We start from the raw sequence: 26,876 nt of genomic DNA on the forward strand, positions 1-26,876 counted from the left end.
TCAACGTCCTGTGGGCCATGCTGCGCGACCACCAGGCCTATCAACCCACCACACCTAACGCCGCGGCGGCTTGACAACTTCATTGAGAATCTCCTTCACTGGGTTAATTGACTGCATACGCGGATGTCTTTTCCGGCTTCCGCCGGCTGCCGTTGCGCCCTTGGTCTTCAGCTGCGGATCCGTTGTCCCCTTCCGCCGCAGCCACCAACGGTAGTTTTCGTCGATACCCCAGACCGCCACCGGCATCGGGATGAGCACGAGCAGCATCCAAGCGTCAAGGGCCGCACAGCCGAATACCACTTGCAGTAGCGGTAGATAGATAACGGCTGAAGCAAAGGCCAATTCGAAGGCGATGCCGCCCAACAACAAACGATTGGTGGTGATGCCGACCGATTTGAGCGTAGCCCAGGCGGTCCGCGCGGCGAACGCGGTTCCGACCTGGCAGGCAACGATCGCCGCGAAGGACATCGTGGTGGCTTGCAGGTAGGCGTGGTGCAGTGGTGCACCGACGCCGGTGGGATCACCGGGATGCCATCCACCGCGATATAGGACGACAAAAAATCCGGTCATCACCAGCGCCGATGAGACAGTGCCCATCAGTCCCCAACTGCGCCAAAGCAGTTGACGAGTGATGACATTTTCCGATGTCGGCCTCGGCGGCTGGTGCATCAGCCCGGCTTCGGCCGGCTCGCGACCGAGTGCGAGGGCCGGCAGTGTCTCGGTCCCAAGATCGACGGCGAGGATCTGGAGAACCGTCAATGGCAGCGGCACGATCCCGCCGGACAACGCGAAAACTAGGAACGGCACGACCTCAGGTACGGCGTGCGCAAAGATGTAAATCATGAATTTGCGGACGTTGGCGAACACCCGCCGGCCTTCGCGAATACCGGCGATGATGGTGGCGAAGTTGTCGTCGGTGAGCACTACGGTTGCGGCCTCGCGAGCGACGTCGGTCCCGCTGCGGCCCATGGCCACTCCAATGTCAGCGCGGCGCAGTGCAGGTGCATCGTTGACCCCGTCACCGGTCATTGCCACAACCAGGCCGAGGTGGTGTAACGCGTCCGCGATCCGTAGTTTCGCTTCGGGTATTGCTCGCGCGAAGATGGTCTCGTATCCACTGCTCAGGGCGTCATCGAGGTCTTGTTCGCTCATCCGGTCCAGCTCCGCACCGTCGATCACACGCTCGGCGCGAATCCCCACTCGATGCGCGATCTCTGCGGCGGTTCGGCCATTGTCGCCGGTGACCACATGCACCCGGATTCCGGCGGTGTGGCATTGCCGTACCCCCTCGGCGACTTCCGGCCGGGGCGGATCGAGGATGCCGACCAACCCGAGCAGAGTCAGCTGCTGTTCCGCAGCGCCTCGATCGATATCCTGACCTTCCGACGTCAGGTCCCGCTCGGCGATAGCCAGGACCCGCAGCCCACGCTCGATCAAGTCACCGACTCGCCGCTGCCAGACCAAGCGTGCGTGCTCGTCTAACTCGCAGCGGGACAGCAGTTGCTCGGGGGCACCCTTGACGTGCAGAACCCTTCGATCGCCGACCGGATCCAAGGTCGACATCCGCATCAGATGTGGATCGAAGCGGAAAAGTTTGATTCGCTGGCTATCTCGTAACGCCGGATCGATAGCGATCCCTTGCCGAACAGCATGCTCCAAAAGAGCGATTTCGGTGGGATCCCCGATGGGCCCGGCATCAAGGCTGGCGGTGGTACACAGCGCAGCCGCGGTGATCAGCGACCTGGGCTCCGATTCAGCGATCGCCTCGACTACCTGCATCCGGTTCTGGGTGAGCGTTCCCGTTTTATCCGTGCAGATCACTGCCGCGCAGCCCAATGTTTCCACTGACGACAAGCGCTTGACGACCGCACCGACGCGGGCAAGCGCCCGCGCCCCAACGGCCAGCGCCAACGTGACTGTGGGCAATAGTCCTTCGGGCACATTAGCCACCAGGAGGCCTATCGCGAACATAAACGCTGCGCTCAAGCTTAGGCCGGCGACGATCCCCAGTGGAAGAAAGAGCACGCCGACTGCGATAGCGATGCCAGCGATCAGCCACGCCACCCGACGAACCTGACGCTCCAACGGGCCGACATCGACACGCACCCGCCGTGACAGCGCCGCGATACGGCCCAGTTCGGTATAGCTACCGGTGTGGTGGATAACGGCGATCGCCGATCCGGCAACGCAGATGGTCCCGCTAAATACCAGTACCGGCGAATCAAGTGCACGCTCGGCCTCCTCGACTGGGCCGGCACACCGTTCGACCGGGCTCGACTCACCGGTCAGCGCCGACATGTCGACTTCCACACTGCCCTCGATCAGCCGGGCATCCGCCGAAATACGATCACCCTCGTCGACAAACAACACATCTCCAGGAACCAGGTCGCGAGCAAGGACGTGCATTCGGCGCCCGTCCCGCAACACCCACGCCCGCTGGGGCACGTATGCGCTCAACGCTTCGACGGCGTGCTCAGCATGTTCTTCCTGGGCGAAGGCCAGCACCGCGTTGAGGACAATTACCGCGACAATCGCGATTGCCAACACCACCGACGCAGACACCAACGCCAGACCGGCGGCCAACCAGAGCAGCAACGCCAGCGGATGGGTGAACTGGCGCATCAGGGCGGCCCACCATCGGTTCCGCCCGTCTGTGGGCAACTCGTTTGGGCCGTATACCTGCAGGCGCCGCGCGACCTGGCGAGACCCCAAACCGGTCTCCGTGGAGACAAACTCGTTTACCGACCGCAACATTGCGGAGTTTCTGGGCAATCCGGGGCGACCCTGGGCGATACCCTCCGCACCGGCAGCTTCCGCTGTCGCCTGGCCCATCGACGTGTCGCTCCCGCCTGTTGATCCGAATCGAGTACCGCGATTGCCCGTGCTGGTTCGAGCCTGTGCCCACACGAAAGATCGATCCAGGGCCTTTGGTCGCCGTCGGCGGCGGCTTTGGGCCCCAAACGTCGGATGACCTTGGCCTCTTTTCCGGCACGAAATCGGGGAACATGCACCGCGACCACACTGATAACAGCCCGGTGCACTCTGGGACCAACAGCGAACAGTCCGGGGTCGAAGGACCCTAGCTGCGACTATGCTGCGGCCGTTAGGTTTTCCCTGTCGGCGCTCGAATTGGACACACACCGGCACCCGACCAGTGGAGAAGGACATCATGACTACTGCCCGCGACATCATGCACGTCGACGTCACCTGCGTCGGTGATCACGAAACCCTCACTGTGGCAGCTCAACGCATGCGCGATCTTGGCGTCGGTGCCCTGCCGATCTGCGGTGATGACGACCGCCTGCACGGAATGATCACCGACCGAGACATCGTGGTCAAGTGCCTTGCCGCCGGACTGGAGCCGGCCACCATGACCGCCGCCGAACTCGCTCAAGGCAACACCTACCACGTTGACGCCGAAGCCGACGTGGCGCAGATGTTGACGGTGATGGAAGAACACCAGGTGCGACGTCTGCCCGTCATCGAAGACCACCGTCTGGTGGGCATCGTCACCGAGGCTGATATCGCCCGGCACCTGCCCGAGCATGCGATCGCCGAGTTCATCAGGGCGATCTGCTCACCGAAAGCGCTGGCCAGTCACTGACCCGACCGAAAGCTGTCGACGATGACATCCGCCGGCGACGTCGACTCTCCGACGCCTGACGCCGCAGTTCTCACGAATGCGGTAGCGCTGGCGTGCCGGGCCCCGTCGGTGCACAATGTCCAACCCTGGCGGTGGCGAGCAGAAGGCGGGGCGCTGCACCTGTTCGTGGACCGCCGGCGGACCGTGCCGGCGACCGATCATTCGGGTCGAGAGGTGATCATCAGCTGCGGTGCCGTGCTGGATCATCTCCGCGTCGCGATGGCCGCAACCGGTTGGCGAGCCAACATCAGCCGGTTCCCCAATCCACATGACCTCGATCAGTTGGCGACAGTCGAATTCGGCCCGCAGGATAACGTCACCGATCAGCAACGGCAACGGGCCGACGCGATTCTGCGACGTCGAACCGATCGCCTTCCGTTCGAGCTTCCCACCTACTGGGATCATTTCGAACCCAGCTTGCGAAGGATGATCGACGACAACGTTGTGGTCATCGATGTGCTCCCCGATGAGCTACGTCCCCGTCTGGCCGAAGCCTCCCGACTCACCGAAACACTTCGACGCGATGATTCCTCCTACCACGCCGAGCTTGACTGGTGGACTGCGTCGTTCCGATTGAATGAGGGCCTGCCAGCCGACGTTCTGGCGACCGATAAGGAACGGTGGCGGGTTGACGTAGCGCGTGATTTTCCGTTCAGGAACAGTCAGGATCGGCGTCCCCAGGTCACCGTGGACTGGTCGAAAATCCTGGTGCTGGCAACCGACAAGGACACCCGCACAGATGTCTTACGGTGCGGCGAGGCACTCTCCACGGTGCTGCTGGAATGCACCATGGCCGGTTTGGCAACCTGCCCGCTTACCCATCTGATCGAATTAGACGAAAGCCGCGACATGGTACGCGACCTGATCGATCGGCGCGGCGAACCACAAGTATTGGTACGGGTCGGGACGGCTCCGCCGATGGCGAATCTCCCTTCTCCCACACCACGACGCCCGCTGGCCGACATTCTCGAAATTCGCTAGCAAGGTATAGGGCCATCTGAACCGACGAAACGACGAAAGGCACCTTAGGACCGTTGCGGTCCAACCGATTTGATCGCAGCCTGCTGGGCTCGGTGAGTTCCAGCCTGATCCGCCATGCGCACTGCCCGGTGGCGATCATCCATGACGAAGCCAGCGGCCCCGTGCCGGATTTCTGTGCGCTGGGATCGTTCCTCAAGTGCGGTTGATCTCCGCCACTGCCATCGCGACCACCTTCGGCACGGCCGCTGCGACAGCAGGGGTGAGACCAACCCCGTAGCCGATGTCCGCAATTTCGACGGTGAGCAGCACCAGGGCGTCGGGCACTCGCGCCAGCGCCTGGCCCAGCGCATAGGCGCGGGCCACGTCCAGGCTGTGCGAACTCGTTCGCCCGGGTGCGAACACCAGGTCGTCGGGTCCGCACCGACGAACCCGACCCGGTGATGACCCGTCGGCGACGGCGGCGTCGATCACCACCGCAAGGCTTGCTTCGGTCCATGCCTCCAGCAGACTCATCGGCTCGGCAATGCCGGTCACCACATGCACGGCCGGCAAGGTCAGCCCGTCCAGTGCCGCGGCGGCCGCGATACCCACGCCGTCATCGCGCCGATAGGTGTTACCCAGTCCGATGACGACGACGCCGGCAGTCACGTCCGCTCTACGGTCAGGGTCAGAAAGTGCGCCGAGCAGGAGATACACGGATCGTAGCTGCGAATCACCCGTTCGCACAACGTCGTCAGCGCGGGATCGTCTAGCGACAGGTTGTCGGTGACCACCCGGGCCAGGTTGGCTTCGATGGCCGCCTGGTTCTGTGAAGTGGGCGGGATGATCGTCGCCGCCGACACCATCCCGTCCGCTCCAATCCGGTACCGGTGGTACAGCAGGCCGCGGGGCGCCTCGCTGACGCCGTGTCCCACACCCGCGCAAGCCGGCACGTCGACGAACGGCCGCGACGGCCGATGATAGCCGGCAATGATCCGCAGCGCCTCATCGATCGCATACACCACTTCGACAGAGCGGACGATGATGCTGCGGAACGGATTCCGGCATTGTGTGGACAGCCCGGCGGCAGCGGCGGCCTGGGCGGCGGTCGGCGACAGTGTCGATGAGTTCAGCGAATAGCGAGCCAGCGGACCGGTAAGGTAGCATCCTCCGTCCAGGGTCGCGTGCAGCGCGGTGGAGTGCGGAACCTGCGATTCGGCGATGTGGTCGGTGAAGTCGGGCAACGCAAATGCCGGGCCGGCGCTACGGGCTATGGAGCCGTTCTCGATCGGGTACCGGTCGGGCTGGCTCAGCGCCAACAGCTCGTGGTCGAGGTCGATATCGGGATAGTCAAAGCCCGCAACCCAGCTCACCGTGGCCAGCGCGTCGTCCAGCGCCCGGTGCAGCTCCTCTGCCATCGACGTCAATTGCGCCCGGGTGGGCACCGAGTAAAACCCGCCCAGGCGCACGTTGACCGGGTGTATCGACCGTCCACCGATGAGCTCCATCAGATGATTGCCGGCCTTTTTCAGCCGCAGCCCGCGCTCGACAACGGCCCGTTGATCCCGCGACATCGCGATTGCGTCGGGATACCCGAGAAAATCCGGCGCGTGCAGCAGGTAGATGTGCAGGACGTGGCTGTGGATCCATTCACCGCAGTACAGCAACCGGCGCAGCGCAACGAGTTCTGGATCGACCACGACCCCACAGGCACCCTCGATCGCGTTGCAGGCGCTGACCTGATAGGCCACCGGGCAGATTCCACAGACCCGGGCGGTCAGGTCCGGAGGTTCGGTGTAGGCGCGTCCCCGCAGAAACGCCTCGAAGAACCGCGGCGGCTCGTAGATGTTGAGTTTCACCGATTCCAGCACACCGTCTTTCAGCCGGACGTGCAAGGCGCCCTCACCTTCGACACGGGTCAGGGTCTCGACGTGTAGCGTGCGGGTGGTGGGAGTCACTGCTTGTCCCGCTCGGCGGCGAACGTGGCAACGTTGAACGTCGAAAACACCCGATCGACGTCGCCGTCGGACATTCCATCGCGGCGCAACAGCGGGATCAAGATGGCGGTCGTCGGCTTCGCGGACGGGCCGAAACAACCGTAGCAGCCGCGACGATGCCTGGGACACAACGCACCACAGCCCGCGTGAGTGACCGGTCCCAGACACGGGGTGCCGTCGGCGACGATCACACAGGTCACTCCGCGGAGCTTGCATTCGGTGCACACCGTCTTGGCGGGCAGGTGCGGTTTGCGGCCGATCAGCAGCGCAGCAAGGGTTTCGAGCAGCTGACCCCGGTCGATCGGGCAGCCCTGCAGCTGATAGTCGACGGTGACGTGGGCCGATGCCGGTGTGGAAGTCGCCAACGTGTCGACGTACTCGGGCTTGGCATAGACCACCGAGGCGAATTCGGCGACATCGGCGAAGTTACGCAGCGCCTGCACCCCCCCTGCTGTCGCACAGGCGCCAATGGTCACGAGAACCTTGGACTGCTCCCGGATTTCGTGGATTCGCCGTTCGTCGGCTTTCGTGGTGACCGAACCCTCGACCAATGACACGTCGTAGGGCCCGCCGACCATCGCGCTGGATGCCTCGGCGAACGTCGCGATCTCGACCTGGTCGGCGAGCGTGAGCAACTCGTCTTCGCAGTCCAACAGCGTCAGCTGGCACCCGTCACAGGAGGCGAACTTCCACACCGCCAGCGTGGTCGGGCTCATCTAAAGCTCCTTGACCCGTAGCAGCGGGCCGGCGATATCGTAACCGACCACGGGCCCATCCCGGCACAGCAGCAACGGGCCCAGCTGACAGTGCCCGCACAAGCCGATCCCGCACTGCATGTTTCGCTCCAGGGAGAGCCGAATGTCGCTGGCCGCTACACCCTTCGCCGTCAGGACCTCGGCGCTGGACCGCAGCATCGGCTCCGGGCCGCACAGGAATGCGGTGGTGCGGTCGGAGTCCAGCGTCAGCCGGCTCAGCGGCTGGGTCACCAAGCCGACTTCGCCCGACCAGCCCGGGGCAGGCGCGTCGACGATGAGCTGAACCTCGATCCGCGGGTCTGCGGTCCACTCCCCGAGTTGCGCGGCGAACAGGAAATCACTTCGCGAGCGGGCACCCACGACGAGCATGATCTTGCCGTAACGCGACCGCTCCGCCAGTGCACCCAATATGGCCGGACGCAACGGACACAACCCGACCCCGCCGGCCACCATCACCAGATCCCGGCCGACTGCCTCGGCCAGCCCCCATGTGGTGCCGAACGGCCCCCGCACACCCACGACACTGCCCGGCTCGGCGTCGTGCAACGCCCGGCTCACCGCCCCGACCGCGCGGATCGTGTGGGTGATCGAGCCGTCGGTGACGCTGGGGTCACCGCTGATCGAGATCGCCACCTCGCCTACACCAAATGCATAGAGCATCATGAACTCCCCCGGCCGGGGTGTCCGCAAAGCTTCGCCGACCGGCTCCAGGCACAACGTCGCCGATTCCGGGCTTTCAACAACCCGGCTGCGCACCCGGTAGGGGACCGGGGACATCGGAGGGTGGTTCGGCGCTGCTGCTGCGACGCCGACTGCGCTGTCAGTCATCGTCCGCCGCCTGCGCCATCTTGTTCATCTCTTCGGTGATGTCGATGCCGGTGGGACACCAGGCGATACAGCGGCCGCAGCCGACGCAGCCTGACATGCCGAACTGGTCATGCCAGGTGCCCAGCTTGTGTGTCAGCCACTGCCGGTATCGCGACGAGCCCGACTGCCGGACGCTGCCGCCGTGGATATGCGAGTAGTCCAACTCGAAACAGGACGCCCAGTGCTGCCAGCGTTCGGCATGGTCGCCGCTGAGGTCGCTGATGTCTTCGGTGCTGGTACAGAAGCAGGTTGGGCACACCATGGTGCAATTCCCGCAGGTCAGGCAGCGACTTGCCACTTCTTCCCACTGCGGCGACTCGCGGGACCGGACCAGCAGGTTCGACATGTCGGTATCGGGCATGGCCCGGCCCATCTTGTGCACCGCCGCAGCGACCTCACCGCGGGCGGAATCGATCTCCGCGCTGTTGGCGTTCCGGTGCGGTATCGCGGCCAGCACCTCGAGCCCGTCCTGGCTGCCGACGTCCACCAGGTAGGTAGGGCTGTCCCCGTCAAGTCGTTCGGTGAGCGCCAGATCATAGCCCGGGCCGACCGCCGGGCCAGTGCCCATCGACGCGCAGAAGCACAGGCCGCCCGGCTCGGTGCAATTCACCGCGACCACGAAGATCTGCCGGCGACGGCTGGTATAAGAGTTGTCGGGATACTGCGAACGGCCCAGTACGCGGTCGAGGGTGGCGATCGCGGCCAGGTCACATCCGCGCACCCCGAGAAACGCATACCGTGGCGCTTCCGCTTCGGGTTCGGCCTGGGTGAAGCCGTCGCGGCTGGCCGACCACAACCGTCGCCGCGGCGGGTGCAGCAACTGCTTCCAGGACTGCGCTCCAGCCGAGTGCCCGAACACCGCCTGATCGTCGCGGCGACGCACCCGATAATGACCCGGACCCACCTCGACACCCCAGCCGCGTGGCAGATCGTCGGCCGACTCAAGCTCGGCCAGCACAATCGCGCTGTCGCGCAATGTCGGACCCACCACCCGATAGCCACGCTCGATCAGCGCATCGACGAGGTGGTGCAACCCAGCCGTGTCGAACAATGCAGTGGGGCCTATACCCCGTAAGTCCACTGCCATATCATCCCCCGTTGGTGTGCGCCGGACAAGGTCGTCGGGCTGCTCGGCGCGGATTCTTCCGCTACATGTTCACGGCGGCGGTCATTGTTGGGCATTGGTCATCACACACGATGCGAGGTTGGCTCCAAACGTAATATCGGACAAACGACCCCGTAATCAGGGACCTCCGCCCCTACTGCTGACTCGGCCAACCGACCACACTTGTGACAGTGGATCTCAAGGTTGGAGTAAGTCTCGAAGCTTTGGACAGAAGCTTTGGCCAGAAAGCGGTATGGCGATGAACACATGCTTCCCCGACCACAGCACCATCCATGCTGTCCTGTCGCTGGCCACCAAGGCGCCATCGGTTCACAATTCACAGCCCTGGCAATGGCGGGTAGGCGCACGCAGTTTGCACCTGTACGCCGACCGTCGGCTGCGTCTGCCCTACACCGATCCGGATCTGCGCGATCTTATATTGAGTTGCGGCGCCTGCCTGCACCACGCCGTTGTCGCGTTGGCGTCCTTGGGCTGGCAGGCCAGAATTCATCGGCTACCCAACCCGGCCGATCCGAATCATTTGGCTGCCGTGACGGTATCCCGTCATCCGGCCAGCGGCATCGACGTCACCTTGGCGTCAGCAATACCGTTGCGGCGTACCGATCGACGCCACTACAGCTCGCGGCGAGTTCCCCCCGATTACATCGCCCTCATGGGTGCACGCGCGGCGCGCGCCGGGGTGATGTTACGGCGAGTCGAGGGTCTCCCAGAACTCCAACGCATCGTGGCACAAGCTGCAGCGAAACACGCCACCAATTACGACTATCTCAGCGAGCTCACCGCCTGGAGTGGTCGGCACGAGTCACTGGCCGGGGTACCCGCGCGTAACGCACCGCAGCCCGATCCGGCGGCGGCACTACCTGCCCGAGTCTTCAGCGGCGCCACGCTACCTCAGCCGTCCCATGCCAGTGCCACCGATGATCACGCCGCCGTGTTGGCACTTGGCACCAAAGACGACAGCCGCCTTGCTCGGCTACGCGCCGGCGAGGCTACCAGCCTGGTGCTGCTCACCGCTACTGCGTTGGGATTGGCAAGTTGTCCCATCACCGAACCACTGGAAATCGTTGAAACCCGAGATGCCGTCCAAATCGACGTATTTGGTGCCAGTGGGTTTCCGCAGATGCTGTTACGCATCGGATGGGCACCAGTCGACGCTGACCCACTTCCCGCCACGCCACGCCGCCCGGTAGCTGATGTCACCCGGTGGCTTGATGGCACAGCGTTCGACGACAGTCCACCACGACCGTGATTGTCCGAGCGTGAGGACAGTCGATGTCTACCGTCCATGGGCCCGACCAGCCGAGGACACCAGCTCACTGAAGAAACGTTATTGACGGCCTGAACCCAGGCCTAACGGCACCGGTTAGAGGACCAACGGCCCTGCCGCCAACCCGGGTGTCGCAGAATCATTGCTCTCAGAGGGAGACCGGAGGTGAAGATGCCCGCCATGATGGTGCAGACCGAAGTTATCAAAGATGCGGTGCGGACTGCGTGCCGTGCCCCGTCGCTATACAACATCCAGCCGTGGCGGTGGGTGACCGACGGTGTTGAACTGCAGTTATTCCTCGACGCTAGCCGTGTGCTGCCGTCCGACCGTGCCGGGCGCGAGGCGGTTATCGGTTGTGGCGCAGCGCTGGACCACCTTCAGGTGGCCATGGCCGCCGCGGGCTTCCGAAGCGACATCGAGCGGTTTCCCAATCCCAACGACCTCCAGTACCTGGCGTCGATCCATTTCTCCCCGATGGACGATGTGACCGAAGACCATCGCCGCCGTGCGAGCGTTATCTGGGTACGCCGCAGTGACCGGTTGCCATTCGCCCCGCCGACGAACTGGGAATCCTTCGAGCCGGTGCTGCGAAGCCGCATCGATAGCTACGGCGTGCGCCTGGATGTACTTCCTGAGGATGCGCGCTCCCAATTGGCGCAAGCGTCTGAACTCTCGGAGTCGCTACGGCTTTACGATTCCACATACCATGCCGAATTGGACCGGTGGGCAGTGCCGTTCGAGACATCCACCGGGATGCCCTACAGTTCCTTGGTGTCAGCGGCCGAAGCTGACCGAGTCGATGTCGGGCGCGTCTTTCCGAGGCCCCACCACCGTGAACGACGGACTCAGATCCCCGAGGACCAGTCGACGATTGTCGTGCTGTCCACCGAAACCGATACCCGCGCCGACGCACTGGCAACCGGCGAAGCTCTCTCTGCGGTGTTGCTGGAATGCACGATGGCTGACTTAGCCACCTGCCCGCTGACGCACCTCACCGAGGTAAAGGTCGTTCGGGAGATTGTCGCGAAGCTGGTAGGTGGTGCCATACCCCAAATCTTGGTTCGAGTTGGACAAGCCCCCGCTACGGACGAAGCGCCACCTCTCACAGGGCGGCGCCCACTCGACGACGTCCTGCACATTCACGGCAAATAGGATCCGCCATGCGTGAGCCATACTCCTCGTCCTCGCGTGTGGTCGTCGGCATCGACGGTTCGCGCGCAGCGATGCAAGCGGCGATATGGGCCCTCGACGAGTGCATCGATCGCGACGTCCCGTTGTGGCTGCTATACGCCATCGATTCCACCAGCAATGATCCTAACGATTCTGCTGCTGAAGTTGCCGCCGCCGAGAAGATTGTCCGTAATGCGATCACAACTATCGAATCATTGGGTAAGCCAGTCAAACTGGAGGCCGAGATTGTGCATCGCCACCCGGTAACCGCGCTGTTGGAAGCCTCGCGGTCGGCGGTGATGGTTTGCGTCGGCTCCGTTGGCTTTAAACACGCCATACAGGGCCGCATCGGATCCACCGCGTCGGCGTTGGCGGCGTCGGCGCACTGCTCGGTGACGATCCTGCCGCGAACCGCGGGCACCACATCACCTGAAGCGGGTGTGGTGATAGCGGTCGTGGATGGGTCACCGGCGAGTAACACCGTGCTTGAGCGCAGTGTTGCCGAAGCGCGACTGCGTGACGCGTCGTTGCGTGTTTTCATTCGGCGGCAACCCCGAGGCATCAAGCCGGGCAATATCGACGTGCCTTTAGAGGGAATCCCACGGATCACAGTTGAACTTGAACACCGTTTAACCCACTGGCGAAGGAACCAACCACATCTGGACATCGAGCTGGTCTCCGACCACAGCGGTCTGCTCAATTATCTGGAAGGCTTGCAGCGGGACGCCACCCCGATCAAGCTGATCGTCATCGATCCTCTGCGGCCCGGCCCGGTGGAGCTACTTTTGGGCCCCGCCGGTCGTGCCTTTCTGGAAACCGCCGGTTGCGCCCTGATGATTTGCGATAAACAGTGGTGGTTATGAGCCCCGTTACTGACCCAGTAAGGGTCTTCCTGGTCGATGACCATGAGGTTGTCCGCCGTGGCCTGATCGGCCTACTCAGTTCCGACCCCGAACTGGTCATCGTCGGTGAAGCAGGATCGGTTCGTGAAGCCCTAGCGCGGATTCCCGCGCTGCAGCCCGATGTCGCGGTTCTCGACGTGCGGTTGCCCGACGGCAATGGAATCGAACTGTGCCGTGAGCTGATTGCCCGATTGCCGGACCTCCGCTGCCTCATGCTGACTTCGGACAGCTCCGACGAGGCTGCGCTCAGTGCAATCCTGGCCGGCGCCAGCGGATACGTCGTCAAAGACATTAGAGGTATGGAACTGGCCCGGTCCATCAAGGATGTGGGCGCAGGGTATTCGTTGCTGGACAATCGCGCTGCGGCGGCGCTGATGACCAGGCTTCGCGGTGAGGTGGAAAAACCAGACCCACTTTCTGGGCTCACCCAGCAGGAACGCGTCTTGCTGAGTCTCTTGGCCGAGGGTTTGACGAATAAGCAGATCGCCGACCGGATGTTTTTAGCCGAGAAAACCGTCAAGAATTATGTGTCGCGGCTGTTGGCGAAGCTGGGGATGCAACGCCGTACCCAAGCGGCGGTGTTCGCCTCCAAGCTCCGGGGACTCGACGAGTAAATTAGGCCGTCACCCGCTGCTGGCCGACAGGCCGAGCCTGTAGCGCACATACCGGCGCAAGGAAGTTGTCCAAAGGCGCCCCGTTCGGTGATGGTGTAGGAATGCCGACCACAGCATCCGTGCTCATCAGCTTCACCGCGGGCCTGGACCGGGCCGGCTGACATAGGCCCCGACCGATCAGGACTTTTGCCTCTATCCGCCACACCGGTCGCATGGTCGGATATCCCTGGGATTCAAGCATTAGGAAGAGGCGTGGCGATGAGCAGTTTCACCGAGGCAAAGCTGCGGGAGTTGGCAGCGGAATACCGCCCCGAGATCCACGGAGACCATGCGACCGACCTGCTGCGCTGGACCGACGAGACCTTCGGCTCCGACGGCTACGTGGTGGCCTCCAACATGTCGGATGCGGTGCTGGTCGATCTAGCCGCAAAGGTGCGCCCAGGCGTGCAGGTGCTGTTTTTGGACACCGGCTATCACTTTCCCGAGACCCTGGGCACCCGGGATGCGGTCAAGCTAGCCTATGACATTCGGTTGCTCAACATCATCCCGGAGCACACGGTAGCCGAGCAGGACGCAATGCTGGGCAAGGACCTCTGGGCCCGCGACCCCGACTTGTGTTGTCACCTGCGCAAGGTCGTCCCGCTGGCCAACACGCTGCACGGGTATTCGGCGTGGGTCACCGGGCTTCGCCGCGCCGATGCGCCAACCCGTGCCAACGCGCCGTGGGTCAGCTTCGACGAGAAGTTCAAGGTGGTGAAAGTCAACCCGCTGGTCGCATGGTCCGACCAGGACATGGACGACTACATCGCTGAAAATAATGTGCTGGTCAATCCGCTCGTCAACGAGGGCTATACGTCGATCGGCTGTGCCCCGTGCACCGTGAAGCCGGCACCCGGCGCCCACCCGCGCAGCGGACGTTGGCCAGGGCACTCCAAAACCGAATGCGGACTGCATATCACATGAGCTCTGTCATCTGATCGCGGGCTCATGTCGCCTCAGCTTGCCTCCGACTATCCTCAAACCGCTGTGGGTAAGGAGGCTCAAACTCGGGACGGTTCACCCAACGGATATCCCGACAGGATCGACACATTGAGAGAGGCCCACGATGACCAGTGTCAATGCTGACAAAGCTGACAAAGCCGGAGCCATCGTAGAAGTTTCCGACGCCACTTTCGCCGCGACAATACTGTCCAGCAACAGACCAGTGCTGGTTGAGTTTTGGGCGACCTGGTGTCCACGTTGCCGGATGTCGGCACCGGTCCTCGAGGCGATCGCCACCGAGCAGGCCAGCCGGCTCACCGTAGCCAAACTGGACGTGGACGCCAATCCGGAGAGGGCGCGCGAGTTTCAGATCGTTGCGACCCCCACGCTAATCCTGTTCAAGGATGGCCAACCGGTGCGACGGATCGTCGGCGCCAAGGCTAAGGAGGCATACCTGCGGGAGCTGTCCGAGGCAATTCCCGACCTCGTCTAGCTCGACCGATGGTTCTCCGCTGTTTAAAGTAGGTTGGTTAGGCTTGGCTAGTGTGAATCGGCCCGGCGGATCACCGCCGCGTCGGGGTCGATTTACAGCTGTCATGGCCGGTCCTACTCGGTAGCGCCATCCGAAAGGGCTTGGTCCAGCCAGGATCTGAGCGCTGTGATAGGGGCGGCGCCCGCCTGCCGTGCGAGCAGCCGGCCGTGGTCGACGATCAGGAGTGTGGGGACCGCCTGCACCCCGAAACGCCGGGAAACCGCCGGCGCGGTATCCACGTTGATCTTGACGAGTTTCAGTTCGCCCGCGCGTTCAGTGGCCAGCTGTTCGAGCGCCGGACTGACCATCCGGCACGGTCCGCACCAGGGAGCCCACAGGTCCACGAGCACAGGAATCGAAGACTTCTCGACGACCTCGGTGAAATCGTGATCGCCGGCCTCAGCGATCCAGGGCAGCCAGCGGTGACACTGGGCGCAGCGTGGTTTTCCCGACCCGGCGGCGGGTATCCTGTTGCGCCGCCCACAGTTTGGGCATTGCACGATGTATGTTTCCATGTTCTGCTTTCCTCAGGCGGCCACCGCCGGTTCCGAATAGCTCACAGCCAGTTCACCGTTGGCTACATTGACTTGGATCTTGCCACCCGCCATGATGTCGTCGCGCAGCAGGGCCCGGTCGGTACAGGTTTCCACCTCGCGGGCGATGTAGCGTGGGTCAAGCGGTTGATGTTCACGGCGATGTCCTGCTCCGAGACGCGGACTCGAGTTCTTCGATGCGGTCTAATAAGTCGAGCACCAGCCCGATCGCCGCGTAGTTCAATCCCAGACCGACCCGCAGCCGCTGAATCCGGGCGACGAGAGCCACCGCCGACGGCTCGAACCACAGCTCGCCGCGGGCGTCGGGATCACATGGCAGCAGCCCCAGCGCGACGAATTTGTGCACCGTATCCGGGTGCAGCCCGCAACGTCGCGCGAAGGCCTCGATATGCAAGCGGGGCAGGCGGGCCAGCATGTAGCGCCCGCTGGAAGCCGGTTCGGTCAACGTGCCCTCCTCGGATCGAAGGTGGACTCGGCGGCCAGTTGTTCGAACAACTCCCGTTCTCGTGTGGTGGGTTTCGGCGGCACCACGATCTTAATGTCGGCGTACAGGTCACCCGGTGCCCCGCGCGGGTTAGGCATTCCTTCTCCTCGCAGTCGCAGCCGCCGACCGGTCGATGAGCCGGGCGGCACCTTGACCTTGGCCTCGCCGGCGGGGGTGCGCACCAAGACGGTCGCGCCCAGGACCGCCTCCCACGGCGAGACCAGCAAATCGGTACTGATGTCGCGCCCGTCAAGCCGGAATCGGGGATGCGGCGCGATGTACACGACCAGGTACAAGTCACCCGGCGGGGCGTTGCGGCTGCCCCGCCCGCCTTCCCCGGCCAGCCTGATCCGCTGTCCCTCGGTCACGCCAGCGGGAATGGCCACGGTATAGGTGCGGCCATCCAACCTGATTTGACGTCTACCGCCGCGGTAGGCCTCCTCGAGCGTCAGCCCCAGCTCGGCCTCCTGGTCGGCGCCCGGGACCGGGCCGAATGCACCGCCGCCCCCGAAAAAGCCGCCGAGCAGATCATCGATGTCGATGCCCGCGCCACCGACGCCGCCCATACCGGCGCCGACGCGCTCGTCGTAGTCCTCCGGTATGCGGCGAAAGTCTTCGCCGAACCGGTCATAGCGCTTGCGGGTCTTCGGATCCGACAGCACCTGATAGGCCTCGTTGGCTTCCTTGAACCGTTCCTCGGCACCTGGATCCTTGTTGATGTCCGGGTGATGTTTGCGCGCCAGCTTGCGATATGCCTGCTGAATCTGCTCGCTGGTGGCGTCCCGGGAGACACCGAGCGCCTGATAGTAGTCACGCGCCATGGGGTTTGTCCTGCGTGCGACTTTCCACCATGGCCGTCGGACGAAACAGCCGGTAGCCCCGTCCGTAGCCCGCCTTTAGCGTCTCGCCGGCGCTGTGTTCTGTGGGGCTGGCCATGATGATTAGCCCCGGTCGAATTCGGCGTCAACGACATCGTCGTCACCTGGAGGTGGACCCGGGTCGGCACCGTGCTGTCCGTCGCCGCCACCGGCGGGCGAGGGTTGCAGCCCGTAGAGCACCTGCTGCAGCTCCGAGGTCAACGACCGCACCCGCTGCATGGGTGCCTGCTCCTTGACGGTTTGTCGGGCACCGGCGATCAGCATTTCGGCGCGTGCCCGCTCATGTGGTGCCGCCGAGTCACCCAGCTGCGCCAGCCGCCGCTTGACTTGGTAGGCAACCGAATCGAGTTCGTTGCGCGTCTCCACCTCGCGGCGCAGCTGTTCGTCTTCGCGGCGGTGCCTCTCGGCCTCGGCGACCATGCGCTCGACTTCGCTCTCATCGAGGTTGGACTGCTCACTAACGGTGATACGCTGCTCGGCGCCGGTGTCCTTGTCGCGTGCGGTGACGTTGAGGATGCCGTTGGCGTCGATGTCGAAGGTCACTTCGATCTGGGGTTCACCATGCGGTGCCGGGCGGATGCCCTGCAATTTGAATCGCCCGAGAACCCGGTTGTCTCTGGCCATTTCGCGCTCCCCTTCCAGCACCATGACATCGACGGCGGGCTGGTTGTCTTCGGCGGTGGTGAATACCTCGCTGCGGCGCGCCGGAATGGTGGTGTTGCGCTCGATGATCTTGGTCATCACCCCGCCGCGGGTCTCCACCCCCAGCGACAGCGGTGTGACATCCAGCAGCAACACGTCAGAGGCCTCACCCTTGAGCACCCCGGCCTGCACCGCGGCGCCCAGCGCCACCACCTCGTCGGGGTTCACGCTCATGTTGGGGTCCATACCCCCGGTGAGTCGGCGCACCAGCGCCTGCACGGCCGGGATCCGCGTCGACCCGCCGACCAGGATGACCTCGTCGATATCGATGGCCGTCACCTTCGCATCGCCCATCGCCTGCTTGACCGGACCCAGGCAGCGCTCCACCAGATCGGCGGTCAGGTCCTCGAACTTCGAGCGCATAAGCGTCATCGCCAAATGCTTGGGCCCGTCGGCATCAGCGGTGATAAACGGCACGTTGATCTGGGTTTGGGTCACCGAGGACAGTTCGACCTTGGCGTTTTCGGCCGCCTCGAATAACCGCTGCAGCGCCTGGGGATCCTTGCGCAAATCGATGCTGTTTTCCCGTTGGAACTCATCGGCCAGATAATCCACCAGCCGGCGGTCGAAATCATCGCCACCCAGGTGCGAATCGCCGGCGGTGGCGCGCACCTCCACCACGCCCTCACCCACGTCGAGCAGGCTCACATCAAAGGTGCCGCCGCCCAGGTCAAACACCAGCACCGTCTCATGGCCCTTCTTGTCCAAGCCATGGGCCAGCGCCGCGGCGGTGGGCTCGTTGATGATACGCAATACCTCCAGGCCGGCGATCTTCCCGGCATCCTTGGTGGCATTGCGCTGAGCATCATCAAAATAGGCCGGAACGGTGATCACCGCTTCGCGCACCGGCTCACGGAGAAACCTGCCGGCGTCGTCGGCGAGCTTGCGCAGCACCTGTGCGCAGATCTGCTCGGGCGCAGAGATCTCGCCGCGCACATCGAAGCGAGCCTCGCCGTTGGGGCCTGGCACCACATCGAAGCTGACCGCCTTGGCCTCATCGGATATCTCGTTGAAGCGGCGGCCGATGAAGCGTTTCGCCGAATAGATCGTGTCCTTGGGGTTCATGATCGCCTGCCGGCGAGCCAGCTGCCCCACCAGGCGATCACCGGATTCGGTGAAGGCCACCACCGACGGGGTGATCCGGGAGCCCTCGACGTTGGCAATCACCACCGGCTCCCCGCCCTGCCAAGCCGCGATCACCGAGTTCGTGGTCCCCAAATCTATACCCACTGCGGTCTCCATCACGTAGTCCTTTCCCGGTAGCCATTTCCGTCGTTGTCAGCTCGGAAAGACGATGTCCTCGCCCGGCCGACTTAGCGCGGAGCGGCTACGGACCCAGCCACGGGCAACCCCCGCTGCCATCGCTTGCATGTCTGCTGCTCTTTTCCACCTCGGTGTTGATACACGCCAAGAATCATCCCGTCCACACCCATGCAAATAGGGGCCAAAGACCCAACAGCGCAGGACCATTGCACCTCGAATCAACACCAAGCCGCCGTGGGTGCGGCGCTCCCGGTACACGTGTCATAGTCTTCGCAACCACGTGCGTCAGTTCTCGGCGTGGTCATGGCGGCCGACGAGCCCGACCCACCTGCGCCCCGGCACGGGAACCAAGCGGAGCGAGAGCCGTCGTCGACGGCATGACCAGCACCGGCGACATGGGCGACCTCGACCAGGGAGCTGTCCGTCTGACGTGCTGCGTGCGATGCGCCGGCGCCGCGGATCGAGGACCTTGAGCAGCGGCATCGGGGACCAAAGACTCTGCAACGCCGATCGGTGACCGGGAATTCTCGAAAGCGTGAATAAACGGATCGTCATCCTCGGCGGCGGAACGGGTGGAACGCTAATGGCGAACCGGTTGCGCCGCATGTTCTCTGACGCCGACATCACTGTCGTGGACCGTGATGACGCGCATATCTATCAGCCCGGACTGCTGTTCGTGCCGTTCGGGTTGATCCGCACCGAAAAACTCGTCAAGTCCCGGGCCCGCCAACTACATTCCGGGATCCGGTATGTCCAGTGCGATATCGACCGCGTCGACGTCGACGGCGACCGGGTCCACCTGACCGATAGCGCCGTGCTGGATTACGACGTACTGGTCATCGCGACTGGTGCCAGGCTGCTGCCCGAGGAGACCGAGGGCATGACCGGGCCCGGCTGGATGCGGAACGTCTTCTCGTTTTACCACCTCGAAGGCGCATCGGCGCTAGAACGCGCGATGTCGGCCTTTGACCATGGCCAGCTCGTCATGAACGTTGTTGACATGCCGATAAAATGCCCGGTCGCACCGTTAGAATTCTGCTTTCTCGCAGACTCGTATTTCCGTCACCGGGGCATTCGCGATCGGGTCGAGCTGGTCTACGTGACGCCGCTGGACGGCGCGTTCACCAAACCGGTAGCTGCCCACGAACTCGGTAACCTGCTGCAGCAAAAGGGCATCGAACTGGTCACCGAATTCAACACCGGACAGGTAGACGGGGATGCGGGCCGGCTGATCTCCTACGACGAACGCACGGTCCCCTTCGATCTCGCGGTCGTCTGTCCGCTGCACGGCGGGGCCGACTTCGTCGGTCGCTCCTCCGGGCTTGGCGACGAGTTGAACTTTGTGCTGACCGACCAGCGCACCCTGCAGTCGACGGTGCGGCCGAACATCTTCGCGATCGGCGACGCGACCAACGTTCCGACGTCCAAGGCCGGGTCGGTCGCCCATTTCGAGGGCGATGTGCTTGCCCACAACATTGCGCAGTTCCTCGCCGGCCGGCCACTGGATGCGCAGTTCGACGGTCACACGAACTGCTTCATCGAAAGCGGAGACCGCAAGGCGCTGCTCATCGACTTCGACTACGACACCGAGCCGCTTCCCGGACACTTCCCCTTGGGCGTCGGGATGCCGCTGCTCCGGGAGTCACACCTCAACCACCTGGGCAAACTGGGCTTTCGCTGGCTGTACTGGAATGTCCTTTTACCGGGCCGCGACATCCCCGGCATCGCCAGCCGGATGCCGCGCGCCGGCAAGCGATTCGAGACCATTTCACAATAAGAGGAGGACACGACATGACGACAAAGGTTTACGCGGGAGTCGAAGTGACCGTGAACGATGAAGGTTTCTTCATCGACCCCAAGCAGTGGAACGCGGACATGGCTCCCGAGATTGCTCAGGAATGGGGCATTCCGGTGCTCAACGACCAGCATTGGCAGGTCGTCAAACAGATGCGACACGAATACGAGCAGACCGGCAGCGGGCCGTCGGTGCGCGCGCTGAGCAAGACCTCCGGCGTCAGCATCAAGGACCTTTACCAGTTGTTTCCGAAGGGGCCCGCGAAACTAGCCGCACGAATCGCCGGTATTCCTAAGCCGATTGGCTGCATTTAAGGAGAATGGTGCATCTCATGGACGACCCAATCGAAAAAGTCTCCATCATCATTTCCCAGGGTTCCCTGGAGGGCATCTACCCGGGTCTGATCATGGCGAACGGTGCCCGGGCTGAAGGTATGGACGCGAACGTGTTCTTCACGTTCTTCGGCCTGGACGCCATCCACAAGAACCGGCAGAAGGGTATCAAGGTCGCCTCCGTCGGCAACCCAGGCCTGCACCTCCCCACCTGGATCGGTGGACTTCCCGGGATGTCCTGGTTCATGACGCGCCAGATGACAGACCGGATGGCCAAGCTGGACATCCCGCCGGTGCCCGAATTCATCGAGATGATCGCCGATACCGGAGCCGGCCTGTATGGATGCAAGGCATCGGTGGACCTGTTCGGTTTCGGCCCAGAAGACTTCATCGACCAGGTAAAGGACCAGATCATCACCGTTGGCGATTTCTACCAATTGGCTGCCGGCGGTCAGATCATCTTCACCTGACTGCGAGCGACGTCAAGGCCTCCGGGAACAACACCGGTAAACGCGATCGCACCAGTCCGCTTCGGGCACGGGTGCGCAGGATCGGGTTTTCGGCCAGCAGGTCGCCGGCGCACACGACGACATCGGCAGGCTGGACGCTGAGCAGTCGCGCGATCGCATCGGCGACGAAGTCGCCAACCGACTCGAAGACCGAGCGGGCAAGCAGAGGTGCGGGCGCATCGGCGATCCGGTAGCTCATCAGGCTGCGCAGCAGGCGACGTCCATCGAAGAGATAGCGACCGTCCTGCTCTATCACGATGGTGTCCACCTTGATACCGCCGCCGGTGCGGCGGGACGCGGCGAGGCCGGCATCGTCGAGGGACAGGACGAGACCGCAGGCGAGCAACAACCAGCCGAGCGCGGGCGTCTCGAGATCGTCCAACTCGGCGCCGAACGCGATCAACCGCTCGGTCGCATCTGGGAACGCCTTCCGGTAGTTGGCTACCAGCCGGGGTGCGTTGTCGTCGATGCGGCCGACCTCATCGAGCAAGTCGGCGCCGCGCATCGGCAGGGGGAGGAACTCGACGACCGGGGTAAGACGGCCGTCCGGGTCGCGCAGGCCCAGAACGCTGTTCGTGCCCAACACCGAGAGGTGGGCCACCGCGGCGGACGCGCCAGCCCTGCCGTAGCGCCCGAGGACGTCGGCGATCTCGCGGTCCCGGTTCGGCTCGGTGCTGGGCGTGGTCATCGAGGGACCTCGACCAGCCCGCCGATGACTTCGTCCAACGGGACCGACCGAACGTGATCGGCCCGAATGCCCCGACGCCGCAGCTCGGTGAGAACGGCGTCAATAAATGCGGGGAACGCCGCACGTAGCTGGGGGCTGAGGCCTATCTCGAATCCGCTGGTGTCGGCAGCGACGATGCCGACGAGGGCCAGGTCGACCGGATCGCCCAACGCCGTGGCGAGCCTGAGCTGCTGCACCGGATCCACTTCGTGGGCCATAGGCTGGGTGTCCGGCCCCAGCTGCAGCAGTTCTTCGGCCGGTAGTCGATAGATGTTGCCGGGCGGACCGTCGGCCAGCAGGGCGTCCAAGACCACGAGATTGGCGCCGGCATGGAAGTAATCCACCAGCTCGAAGCCGAGCATGGCGCCATCTACCAGCTCGATCTCCGGCCGGAACTGGTAGGCCGCCCGCAGCTGGTGGATGGCATAGACGCCGACGCCTTCGTCACGGTAGAGGATGTTGCCCATCCCTACGACAGTGACATCACTCCGGTTCTGCCGGGGCATACTTGTACCCTCCGAACGAGATGGTGATGTCGCCTTCTTTCCACATGACGGTTCGCCACACCTCGTAGTAGATGTGCACGATCGCCCAGGCGAGGATCGGGTACATCATGACGTGGTGGGCCACCCGAACGCCGCCGATACCGCCGAACACGATCTGGGTCCAGTCGGTGAAGAAGTGCATGATCCAGGGCCACCAAGGGCCGACCGAACTGATGCCGCTCTCCAGACCCATGACGTAGAGCTGAAGGCCGGTGAGCAGCTGGAAGACGACCATCAGGTGCAACAACACGAACAACAGCGCATTGAGCGGATCGAGGGGACCCGAGTCGAACTGTTTACGCCTATTCAGCATGAGTACGTTGAGGAAAGCCTCCTGAAGCCGCATCAGATTCGACCGGGTAGGACGAAGTTGCTCGCGCGCGATGGGCTCGACGCGGCTGAAGAAGTACAGGTAGGCGATGACGATCACGCCCACATCCATCACCGTCGCGGCGACCAAGTGGATGGTGCGGTTCCACGCCATGACATAGGGGTAATTCGCGCCGTAGAAGGGGTTGGCGATGTATATCCCCGTCACCGCGGCCGCCACGACGGACAGCGCATTGGCCCAGTGAATAATCCGCCGCCAAGCGCCCATTCGGACGTCCAGCCGATAGACCCGGTGTGCCGACGGCCGGGAATCAGATATCACGGACATCACCGGCCGCCTCCGGACGGCTGCAGCCGGTAGGTGCCGATCTCCCGACCGCGTGCGTCGACCACGTGAACCGCGCAGGCCAGGCACGGATCGAAACTGTGCACGGTGCGCAGGATCTCCAGCGGCTGGTCCGGCTTGGCGAGCCGAACCCCTTTGAGCGCCGATTCGTAGGCGCCGACCCTGCCCTTGCCATCCCGCGGCGACGCGTTCCACGTGGTGGGAACGACGGCCTGGTAGTTGACGATCTTCCCGTCTTTGATCCGGACCCAGTGGCCGAGCGATCCGCGGTTCGCCTCCCACAGGCCGTAGCCCTGGGCGTCGGCCGAGACCTTCCGGAAGTCGAACGGGGTCCATGTCTCAACATCGCCGCCTGCGACGTTTTCCTGCAGCTCGGTAAGCCAGCCTTTCATCGCCTCGGCGACGACCTGAGTCTCGATCATCCGAGCCGCCGTCCTGCCCACGGTGGAGAACAGCACGTCGATCGGCAGACCAGCCGCCGCCAGCACACCGTCCACGTGACGACGGATGTTCGTATCACCGGATGCGTAGCCGACGATCATCCGGGCCAGCGGTCCCACCTCCACCCGGTTGTCGTCGTAGATGGGGGATTTCAGCCAGCTGTACTTCTCGGTCGTCTTGAGGTAGGCGATGCCGTCGCCCTGGTTCAGGCCGGTGTAGTGGGGCTCGGTGACACCCTGGTACGGGTGCAGCGTCGCGTTGCCCTCATACCAGGAGTGCGTCACGTCTTCGGCGACCTTGGCCTGGTCGAATGGATGCACCGAGGACAGGTCGCCGCCGAGCACGATTCCTTTGGGGAACAATGTCTTCGCCCCGTACAGCGGGGTGTCGTCCAGCTCGTAGCTGCCGTAGGCAAGATAGGAGCGCAGCCCGGCGCCGATCCCCGCGAGTGCCTCCTGTGCGTATGCCTTCCCCACCATCAGCACGTCCGGCTGGTAGGCCGTCTCGACGAACCGCGAGGTCTCGTCCAGCAGCGTTCCGAATAGCCCAAGACGCTCGGGGTTCTCGATGTCCTGGACGCAGGTGACTCCGCCGACCACGGTCGACTGCGAGTGCGGGTCTTTCGCACCGAAGATCGCCGCCATCTTTCCCGTATTACGTTGCACGGTGAGCGCATCCAGATAATGCGAGACGGCGACGAGGTTCTCTTCCGGTGACAGCCGGTACGCTGGGTTGCCCCAATACGCGTTGCCGAAGATACCCAGACTGCCCTGGCTGGCGAAATTGGTGAGCTTGGCTTGCACCGCCCGATACTGCGACTCGCCGGAGTTCCAAGGGTCATCGGAGTACTCCCTGGCCACCGCGGCCGCCTTCTTCGGGTCTGCCTTGAGTGCGGATAACAGGTCGACCCAGTCAAGGGCGTGCAGCTGGTAGAAATGCACGACGTGGTCTCGCAGAAGTATGCTGCCCTGCAACAGGTTTCGCACCAAGCGCGCGTTCTTCGGCACGGTCACGCCGAACGCGTTCTCCACCGCGCGGATGCTGGCCTGGTAGTGCACTCCGGTGCACACCCCGCAGATCCGCTGGGTGAGCAGACCCGCATCGCGCGGGTCGCGTCCATTCAGGATCAGCTCGATGCCGCGGAACATGGTTCCGGCGGAGTACGCGTCCGTGATGGTGTTGTTGTCGTCGAGGACAGCCTCGATCCGTAGATGTCCCTCGATGCGGGTGATCGGGTCGACGACGATGTGCTGCACCATGACTCAGCCTTCCTCGGCAGGTTCGGGCGTTGTGCCGTGTCTGCCGCGCAGTCGCGCCGTCGCGGTGAGCGCCGCGTGGACGGCGATGCCGGCGCCGGCCACGCCCAGCAGTCCGACACCGAATTTGTCGATGCCGCTCTCGACGCCGCCGCCGAACAACCCGGGCGCCCGGATATTGGCCTGGGCGATCGGCCGCTCGGTGGCGTAGTCGTCCCAGAAATTCGGTGCGGCGCAGGCGATGCAGCCGTGTCCGGCGCCGACCGGCCAGTTGGTGCCCTCGTTGTAACGGACGATGGAGCAGTTGTTGAAAGCCATCGGCCCCTTGCAGCCCATCTTGTACAGGCAGAAGTTGTTGCGCGCACCCTCGTCGCCCCACTGCTGCACATACTCGCCCGCGTCGAAATGGGCGCGCCGCTCACAATTGTCGTGGATCCGGGAGCCGAACGCGAACTTCGGCCGCAGCAGCGAATCGAGCGCGGGCAGTTGGCCGGTGAGGGTGTAATGCAGCAATGTCCCGTTGAAGTTCACCGGGTTGATGGGACAAGCTCCGATGTTGACGATCGGCTTGCCCTTGACGACATCCGAGACGCCGACGGCCTCGGTGGGGTTCGGATTGGCCGCCGGCAGCCCGCCGTAGTTGGCGCAATTGCCGACCGCGATCACCGCCGCCGCGCCCGCGGCGAGCTCGCTGACGATGTCGATAAACGGGGTGGCCTTCGGGCCGATTGTCGCGTACGCGCCGTTCAGGCCGCGCGGGATGGAGCCCTCGATGACTAACAGATAGTTGCCGTGGTTGTCTTTGGCGGCTTGTTGCCGGCGCTCCTCAGCCTGGAAGCCCGCGGCCGCCATTAGCGTCTCGTGGTACTCCAGCGAGATCACATTGAACAGCAGCTCGTCGATGTTGGGACCGTTGGCGTGCAGGAACGCCTCCGAGTTGCCGGCACAGTCCTGACCCTCGATCCAGATCACCGGGACCCGGTTCATCACTCCGGCCGCCCTCGCGACCAACGGTTCGAAGAACGGATGCAACATCAGCAATGCTGTCGTCGCCGAGGTCCAGCCGAGGAACGCGCGGCGGCTGACGCCGTTGCTGGCCAGCAGGTTTTTCACATCAAGGCCGCTCAACGGCGTCATGGCCTCCAGCTCGTCCAGGCGTTGCTCACACCTGTGTAGCAACGCCATGTCGACGCTGTCGGACGGCGATGGGGTCGGGCTCAGCAGGGAAGCGAACAACTTGCGCCGGTCTGTCGACATGCCACACCTCTACTTCAGGCCTCTCGCGGTGAGACGGGTTCTTCGCCGGGCCACCGCCGCTCTCGTTCCTTCTGTCCGCACAGTCGCCCCCGCTGACGTGTGCGCCTGAGTCGAGCTACCGGAATTTTCACACGCGACGATCCGCGGTGTCCCGAGTCATAATTCCCGCATTCATGGGACCTTCGGCCCTATCCCACCGGGCACGACGGGCTCGTACGATCGAGGTCGTTGTGATCGGGGGTGCCACATGTGTCTGGGGGTCCCAGGCCAGATCGTCGAGCTGAACCCCGGCCTGCCCGAGCTGGCCGAGGTCGACGTCAACGGGTCGCGGCGGGCGGTCAACATCGGCCTGTTGGAGCCGGGAACGCTGGCGCCGGGCTCTTGGGTGCTGGTGCATCTCGGCTTTGCGACGTACGAGATCGACGAGGCCGACGCGAAGGCGACGCTGGCCTTCCTCAACGGGGCTGGGCTCGACGAGCTCGGGTGGGCCGACACCGACGAACCCGCTGCCCCGGCGAGACGCGATCGACTCGCGTGACGATTCCGCCTATTCAGGCTTCGGGAGGATGCCAGCTTTCGGGTTCGGCGCGTCGCGTTACGACTTCAGGCCTACCGTGATACCACGCCCGGTACCGGCGGGGAT

Annotated in this window: 28 protein-coding genes and 1 pseudogene; 13 read left to right on the forward strand and 16 right to left on the reverse strand. The window is 63.9% G+C overall.

Annotated features, from left to right (window positions below; translation table 11 throughout):
- Positions 1-54: 54 nt before the first annotated feature.
- A complete protein-coding gene (locus AC2VOP_RS03770) occupies positions 55-2,754 on the reverse strand; it encodes a cation-translocating P-type ATPase (protein WP_486959727.1) in 2,700 nt (899 codons plus the stop codon).
- Positions 2,755-3,169: 415 nt separating this feature from the next.
- On the opposite strand from AC2VOP_RS03770, the gene AC2VOP_RS03775 reads away from it, so the two are divergent.
- The 3 genes and pseudogenes from AC2VOP_RS03775 to AC2VOP_RS03785 form a co-directional block, all read left to right on the forward strand.
- Entirely contained in the window at positions 3,170-3,604 is a 435-nt protein-coding gene (locus AC2VOP_RS03775; protein ID WP_486959728.1) for a CBS domain-containing protein, read from the forward strand.
- A gap of 21 nt (positions 3,605-3,625) precedes the next feature.
- Complete coding sequence (locus AC2VOP_RS03780; RefSeq protein ID WP_486959729.1) at positions 3,626-4,624, forward strand: Acg family FMN-binding oxidoreductase; 999 nt, start codon at positions 3,626-3,628, stop codon at positions 4,622-4,624.
- 44 nt (positions 4,625-4,668) lie between these two features.
- A pseudogene (locus AC2VOP_RS03785) lies at positions 4,669-4,779 on the forward strand (universal stress protein); the annotation flags it as partial.
- A gap of 37 nt (positions 4,780-4,816) precedes the next feature.
- Here the strand turns inward: AC2VOP_RS03785 and AC2VOP_RS03790 are convergent.
- From AC2VOP_RS03790 to AC2VOP_RS03810, 5 genes are read right to left on the reverse strand one after another with little or no spacing between them, the layout of a single operon-like run.
- Entirely contained in the window at positions 4,817-5,272 is a 456-nt protein-coding gene (locus AC2VOP_RS03790; RefSeq protein ID WP_486959730.1) for a hydrogenase maturation protease, read from the reverse strand.
- A complete protein-coding gene (locus AC2VOP_RS03795; protein ID WP_486959731.1) occupies positions 5,269-6,561 on the reverse strand; it encodes a Ni/Fe hydrogenase subunit alpha in 1,293 nt (430 codons plus the stop codon). The genes AC2VOP_RS03790 and AC2VOP_RS03795 overlap by 4 nt, the downstream gene beginning before the upstream one ends.
- Positions 6,558-7,316 carry an NADH-quinone oxidoreductase subunit B family protein gene (locus AC2VOP_RS03800; protein WP_486959732.1) on the reverse strand — a complete coding sequence of 253 codons (759 nt, stop codon included), beginning with the start codon at positions 7,314-7,316 and terminating at the stop codon, positions 6,558-6,560. Before AC2VOP_RS03800 ends, AC2VOP_RS03795 begins: the two co-directional genes overlap by 4 nt.
- Positions 7,317-8,183 carry an FAD/NAD(P)-binding protein gene (locus AC2VOP_RS03805; protein WP_486959733.1) on the reverse strand — a complete coding sequence of 289 codons (867 nt, stop codon included), beginning with the start codon at positions 8,181-8,183 and terminating at the stop codon, positions 7,317-7,319.
- Positions 8,176-9,309, reverse strand: a complete 1,134-nt coding sequence (locus tag AC2VOP_RS03810; protein ID WP_486959734.1) for a 4Fe-4S dicluster domain-containing protein — start codon at positions 9,307-9,309, stop codon at positions 8,176-8,178. The genes AC2VOP_RS03805 and AC2VOP_RS03810 overlap by 8 nt, the downstream gene beginning before the upstream one ends.
- 277 nt (positions 9,310-9,586) lie before the next feature.
- Here AC2VOP_RS03810 and AC2VOP_RS03815 point away from each other — a divergent pair, with 277 nt between their 5' ends.
- From AC2VOP_RS03815 to trxA (AC2VOP_RS03840), 6 genes are all read left to right on the forward strand, one after another.
- Complete coding sequence (locus tag AC2VOP_RS03815; RefSeq protein ID WP_486959735.1) at positions 9,587-10,597, forward strand: Acg family FMN-binding oxidoreductase; 1,011 nt, start codon at positions 9,587-9,589, stop codon at positions 10,595-10,597.
- 189 nt (positions 10,598-10,786) lie between these two features.
- Positions 10,787-11,767: an Acg family FMN-binding oxidoreductase gene (locus AC2VOP_RS03820; protein WP_486959761.1), complete on the forward strand. Its 981-nt coding sequence runs from the start codon at positions 10,787-10,789 to the stop codon at positions 11,765-11,767.
- Positions 11,768-11,775: 8 nt separating this feature from the next.
- The gene (locus AC2VOP_RS03825; protein WP_486959736.1) at positions 11,776-12,648 is read left to right on the forward strand and encodes a universal stress protein; all 873 of its coding nucleotides are present in this window, start codon (positions 11,776-11,778) and stop codon (positions 12,646-12,648) included.
- Positions 12,645-13,301, forward strand: a complete 657-nt coding sequence (locus tag AC2VOP_RS03830) for a response regulator (RefSeq protein ID WP_486959737.1) — start codon at positions 12,645-12,647, stop codon at positions 13,299-13,301. Before AC2VOP_RS03825 ends, AC2VOP_RS03830 begins: the two co-directional genes overlap by 4 nt.
- 258 nt (positions 13,302-13,559) lie before the next feature.
- Positions 13,560-14,264, forward strand: a complete 705-nt coding sequence (locus AC2VOP_RS03835) for a phosphoadenylyl-sulfate reductase (protein ID WP_486959738.1) — start codon at positions 13,560-13,562, stop codon at positions 14,262-14,264.
- Positions 14,265-14,406: 142 nt separating this feature from the next.
- Positions 14,407-14,775: a thioredoxin gene (trxA, locus tag AC2VOP_RS03840; protein ID WP_486959739.1), complete on the forward strand. Its 369-nt coding sequence runs from the start codon at positions 14,407-14,409 to the stop codon at positions 14,773-14,775.
- Positions 14,776-14,888: 113 nt separating this feature from the next.
- Here trxA (AC2VOP_RS03840) and trxA (AC2VOP_RS03845) read toward each other — a convergent pair whose 3' ends face one another.
- The 5 genes from trxA (AC2VOP_RS03845) to dnaK form a co-directional block, all read right to left on the reverse strand.
- Positions 14,889-15,329, reverse strand: coding sequence for a thioredoxin (trxA, locus tag AC2VOP_RS03845; RefSeq protein WP_486959740.1), 441 nt, complete (start codon positions 15,327-15,329; stop codon positions 14,889-14,891).
- Positions 15,330-15,341: 12 nt separating this feature from the next.
- Complete coding sequence (locus AC2VOP_RS03850; protein WP_486959741.1) at positions 15,342-15,464, reverse strand: hypothetical protein; 123 nt, start codon at positions 15,462-15,464, stop codon at positions 15,342-15,344.
- A gap of 37 nt (positions 15,465-15,501) precedes the next feature.
- Positions 15,502-15,813 (reverse strand): chaperone modulator CbpM, encoded by a 312-nt coding sequence (locus AC2VOP_RS03855; protein WP_486959742.1) that lies wholly within the window; start codon positions 15,811-15,813, stop codon positions 15,502-15,504.
- Positions 15,810-16,673, reverse strand: a complete 864-nt coding sequence (locus AC2VOP_RS03860; protein WP_486959743.1) for a DnaJ C-terminal domain-containing protein — start codon at positions 16,671-16,673, stop codon at positions 15,810-15,812. Before AC2VOP_RS03860 ends, AC2VOP_RS03855 begins: the two co-directional genes overlap by 4 nt.
- A gap of 120 nt (positions 16,674-16,793) precedes the next feature.
- Complete coding sequence (gene dnaK / locus AC2VOP_RS03865) at positions 16,794-18,674, reverse strand: molecular chaperone DnaK (RefSeq protein WP_486959744.1); 1,881 nt, start codon at positions 18,672-18,674, stop codon at positions 16,794-16,796.
- A gap of 556 nt (positions 18,675-19,230) precedes the next feature.
- On the opposite strand from dnaK, the gene sqr reads away from it, so the two are divergent.
- The 3 genes from sqr to AC2VOP_RS03880 are packed head-to-tail and all read left to right on the forward strand — an operon-like array spanning position 19,231 to position 21,292.
- Positions 19,231-20,472 (forward strand): type III sulfide quinone reductase, selenoprotein subtype, encoded by a 1,242-nt coding sequence (sqr, locus tag AC2VOP_RS03870; RefSeq protein WP_486959745.1) that lies wholly within the window; start codon positions 19,231-19,233, stop codon positions 20,470-20,472.
- A 14-nt stretch (positions 20,473-20,486) separates the two neighbouring features.
- Positions 20,487-20,804, forward strand: a complete 318-nt coding sequence (locus tag AC2VOP_RS03875; RefSeq protein ID WP_486959746.1) for a TusE/DsrC/DsvC family sulfur relay protein — start codon at positions 20,487-20,489, stop codon at positions 20,802-20,804.
- A gap of 17 nt (positions 20,805-20,821) precedes the next feature.
- Positions 20,822-21,292: a DsrE/DsrF/DrsH-like family protein gene (locus AC2VOP_RS03880; RefSeq protein WP_486959747.1), complete on the forward strand. Its 471-nt coding sequence runs from the start codon at positions 20,822-20,824 to the stop codon at positions 21,290-21,292.
- Here the strand turns inward: AC2VOP_RS03880 and AC2VOP_RS03885 are convergent.
- Genes AC2VOP_RS03885 through AC2VOP_RS03905 form a run of 5 tightly spaced genes read right to left on the reverse strand, consistent with a single transcriptional unit; the run spans position 21,285 to position 26,233 of the window.
- Positions 21,285-22,019: a hypothetical protein gene (locus tag AC2VOP_RS03885; RefSeq protein WP_486959748.1), complete on the reverse strand. Its 735-nt coding sequence runs from the start codon at positions 22,017-22,019 to the stop codon at positions 21,285-21,287. The genes AC2VOP_RS03880 and AC2VOP_RS03885 overlap by 8 nt on opposite strands.
- A complete protein-coding gene (locus AC2VOP_RS03890; RefSeq protein ID WP_486959749.1) occupies positions 22,016-22,525 on the reverse strand; it encodes a hydrogenase maturation protease in 510 nt (169 codons plus the stop codon). The genes AC2VOP_RS03885 and AC2VOP_RS03890 overlap by 4 nt, the downstream gene beginning before the upstream one ends.
- A gap of 16 nt (positions 22,526-22,541) precedes the next feature.
- Positions 22,542-23,261 (reverse strand): cytochrome b/b6 domain-containing protein, encoded by a 720-nt coding sequence (locus AC2VOP_RS03895; RefSeq protein WP_486959750.1) that lies wholly within the window; start codon positions 23,259-23,261, stop codon positions 22,542-22,544.
- Positions 23,261-24,979, reverse strand: coding sequence for a nickel-dependent hydrogenase large subunit (locus AC2VOP_RS03900; protein ID WP_486959751.1), 1,719 nt, complete (start codon positions 24,977-24,979; stop codon positions 23,261-23,263). Before AC2VOP_RS03900 ends, AC2VOP_RS03895 begins: the two co-directional genes overlap by 1 nt.
- A gap of 3 nt (positions 24,980-24,982) precedes the next feature.
- Positions 24,983-26,233 carry a hydrogenase small subunit gene (locus tag AC2VOP_RS03905; protein ID WP_486959752.1) on the reverse strand — a complete coding sequence of 417 codons (1,251 nt, stop codon included), beginning with the start codon at positions 26,231-26,233 and terminating at the stop codon, positions 24,983-24,985.
- Between the two features lie 247 nt (positions 26,234-26,480).
- On the opposite strand from AC2VOP_RS03905, the gene AC2VOP_RS03910 reads away from it, so the two are divergent.
- On the forward strand, positions 26,481-26,771 hold the full coding sequence (locus tag AC2VOP_RS03910; protein WP_486959753.1) for a HypC/HybG/HupF family hydrogenase formation chaperone: 291 nt from the start codon (positions 26,481-26,483) through the stop codon (positions 26,769-26,771).
- Positions 26,772-26,876 lie beyond the last annotated feature (105 nt).

This window comes from Mycobacterium sp. TH-M106 (genome assembly GCF_057473765.1).

Coding starts and splice junctions, on each gene's coding strand:
- AC2VOP_RS03900 (WP_486959751.1), bottom strand. CDS start 24,979: ATGGTGCAGCACATCGTCGTCGACCCGATCACCCGCATCGAGGGACAT.
- AC2VOP_RS03875 (WP_486959746.1), top strand. CDS start 20,487: ATGACGACAAAGGTTTACGCGGGAGTCGAAGTGACCGTGAACGATGAA.
- AC2VOP_RS03780 (WP_486959729.1), top strand. CDS start 3,626: ATGACATCCGCCGGCGACGTCGACTCTCCGACGCCTGACGCCGCAGTT.
- AC2VOP_RS03820 (WP_486959761.1), top strand. CDS start 10,787: ATGCCCGCCATGATGGTGCAGACCGAAGTTATCAAAGATGCGGTGCGG.
- AC2VOP_RS03775 (WP_486959728.1), top strand. CDS start 3,170: ATGACTACTGCCCGCGACATCATGCACGTCGACGTCACCTGCGTCGGT.
- dnaK (WP_486959744.1), bottom strand. CDS start 18,674: ATGGAGACCGCAGTGGGTATAGATTTGGGGACCACGAACTCGGTGATC.
- trxA (WP_486959740.1), bottom strand. CDS start 15,329: ATGGAAACATACATCGTGCAATGCCCAAACTGTGGGCGGCGCAACAGG.
- AC2VOP_RS03810 (WP_486959734.1), bottom strand. CDS start 9,309: ATGGCAGTGGACTTACGGGGTATAGGCCCCACTGCATTGTTCGACACG.
- AC2VOP_RS03890 (WP_486959749.1), bottom strand. CDS start 22,525: ATGGGCAACATCCTCTACCGTGACGAAGGCGTCGGCGTCTATGCCATC.
- AC2VOP_RS03860 (WP_486959743.1), bottom strand. CDS start 16,673: ATGGCGCGTGACTACTATCAGGCGCTCGGTGTCTCCCGGGACGCCACC.
- AC2VOP_RS03800 (WP_486959732.1), bottom strand. CDS start 7,316: ATGAGCCCGACCACGCTGGCGGTGTGGAAGTTCGCCTCCTGTGACGGG.
- trxA (WP_486959739.1), top strand. CDS start 14,407: ATGACCAGTGTCAATGCTGACAAAGCTGACAAAGCCGGAGCCATCGTA.
- AC2VOP_RS03805 (WP_486959733.1), bottom strand. CDS start 8,183: ATGACTGACAGCGCAGTCGGCGTCGCAGCAGCAGCGCCGAACCACCCT.
- AC2VOP_RS03830 (WP_486959737.1), top strand. CDS start 12,645: ATGAGCCCCGTTACTGACCCAGTAAGGGTCTTCCTGGTCGATGACCAT.
- AC2VOP_RS03770 (WP_486959727.1), bottom strand. CDS start 2,754: ATGTTGCGGTCGGTAAACGAGTTTGTCTCCACGGAGACCGGTTTGGGG.
- AC2VOP_RS03910 (WP_486959753.1), top strand. CDS start 26,481: ATGTGTCTGGGGGTCCCAGGCCAGATCGTCGAGCTGAACCCCGGCCTG.
- AC2VOP_RS03905 (WP_486959752.1), bottom strand. CDS start 26,233: ATGTCGACAGACCGGCGCAAGTTGTTCGCTTCCCTGCTGAGCCCGACC.
- AC2VOP_RS03815 (WP_486959735.1), top strand. CDS start 9,587: ATGAACACATGCTTCCCCGACCACAGCACCATCCATGCTGTCCTGTCG.
- AC2VOP_RS03825 (WP_486959736.1), top strand. CDS start 11,776: ATGCGTGAGCCATACTCCTCGTCCTCGCGTGTGGTCGTCGGCATCGAC.
- AC2VOP_RS03835 (WP_486959738.1), top strand. CDS start 13,560: ATGAGCAGTTTCACCGAGGCAAAGCTGCGGGAGTTGGCAGCGGAATAC.
- AC2VOP_RS03880 (WP_486959747.1), top strand. CDS start 20,822: ATGGACGACCCAATCGAAAAAGTCTCCATCATCATTTCCCAGGGTTCC.
- AC2VOP_RS03885 (WP_486959748.1), bottom strand. CDS start 22,019: ATGACCACGCCCAGCACCGAGCCGAACCGGGACCGCGAGATCGCCGAC.
- AC2VOP_RS03895 (WP_486959750.1), bottom strand. CDS start 23,261: ATGTCCGTGATATCTGATTCCCGGCCGTCGGCACACCGGGTCTATCGG.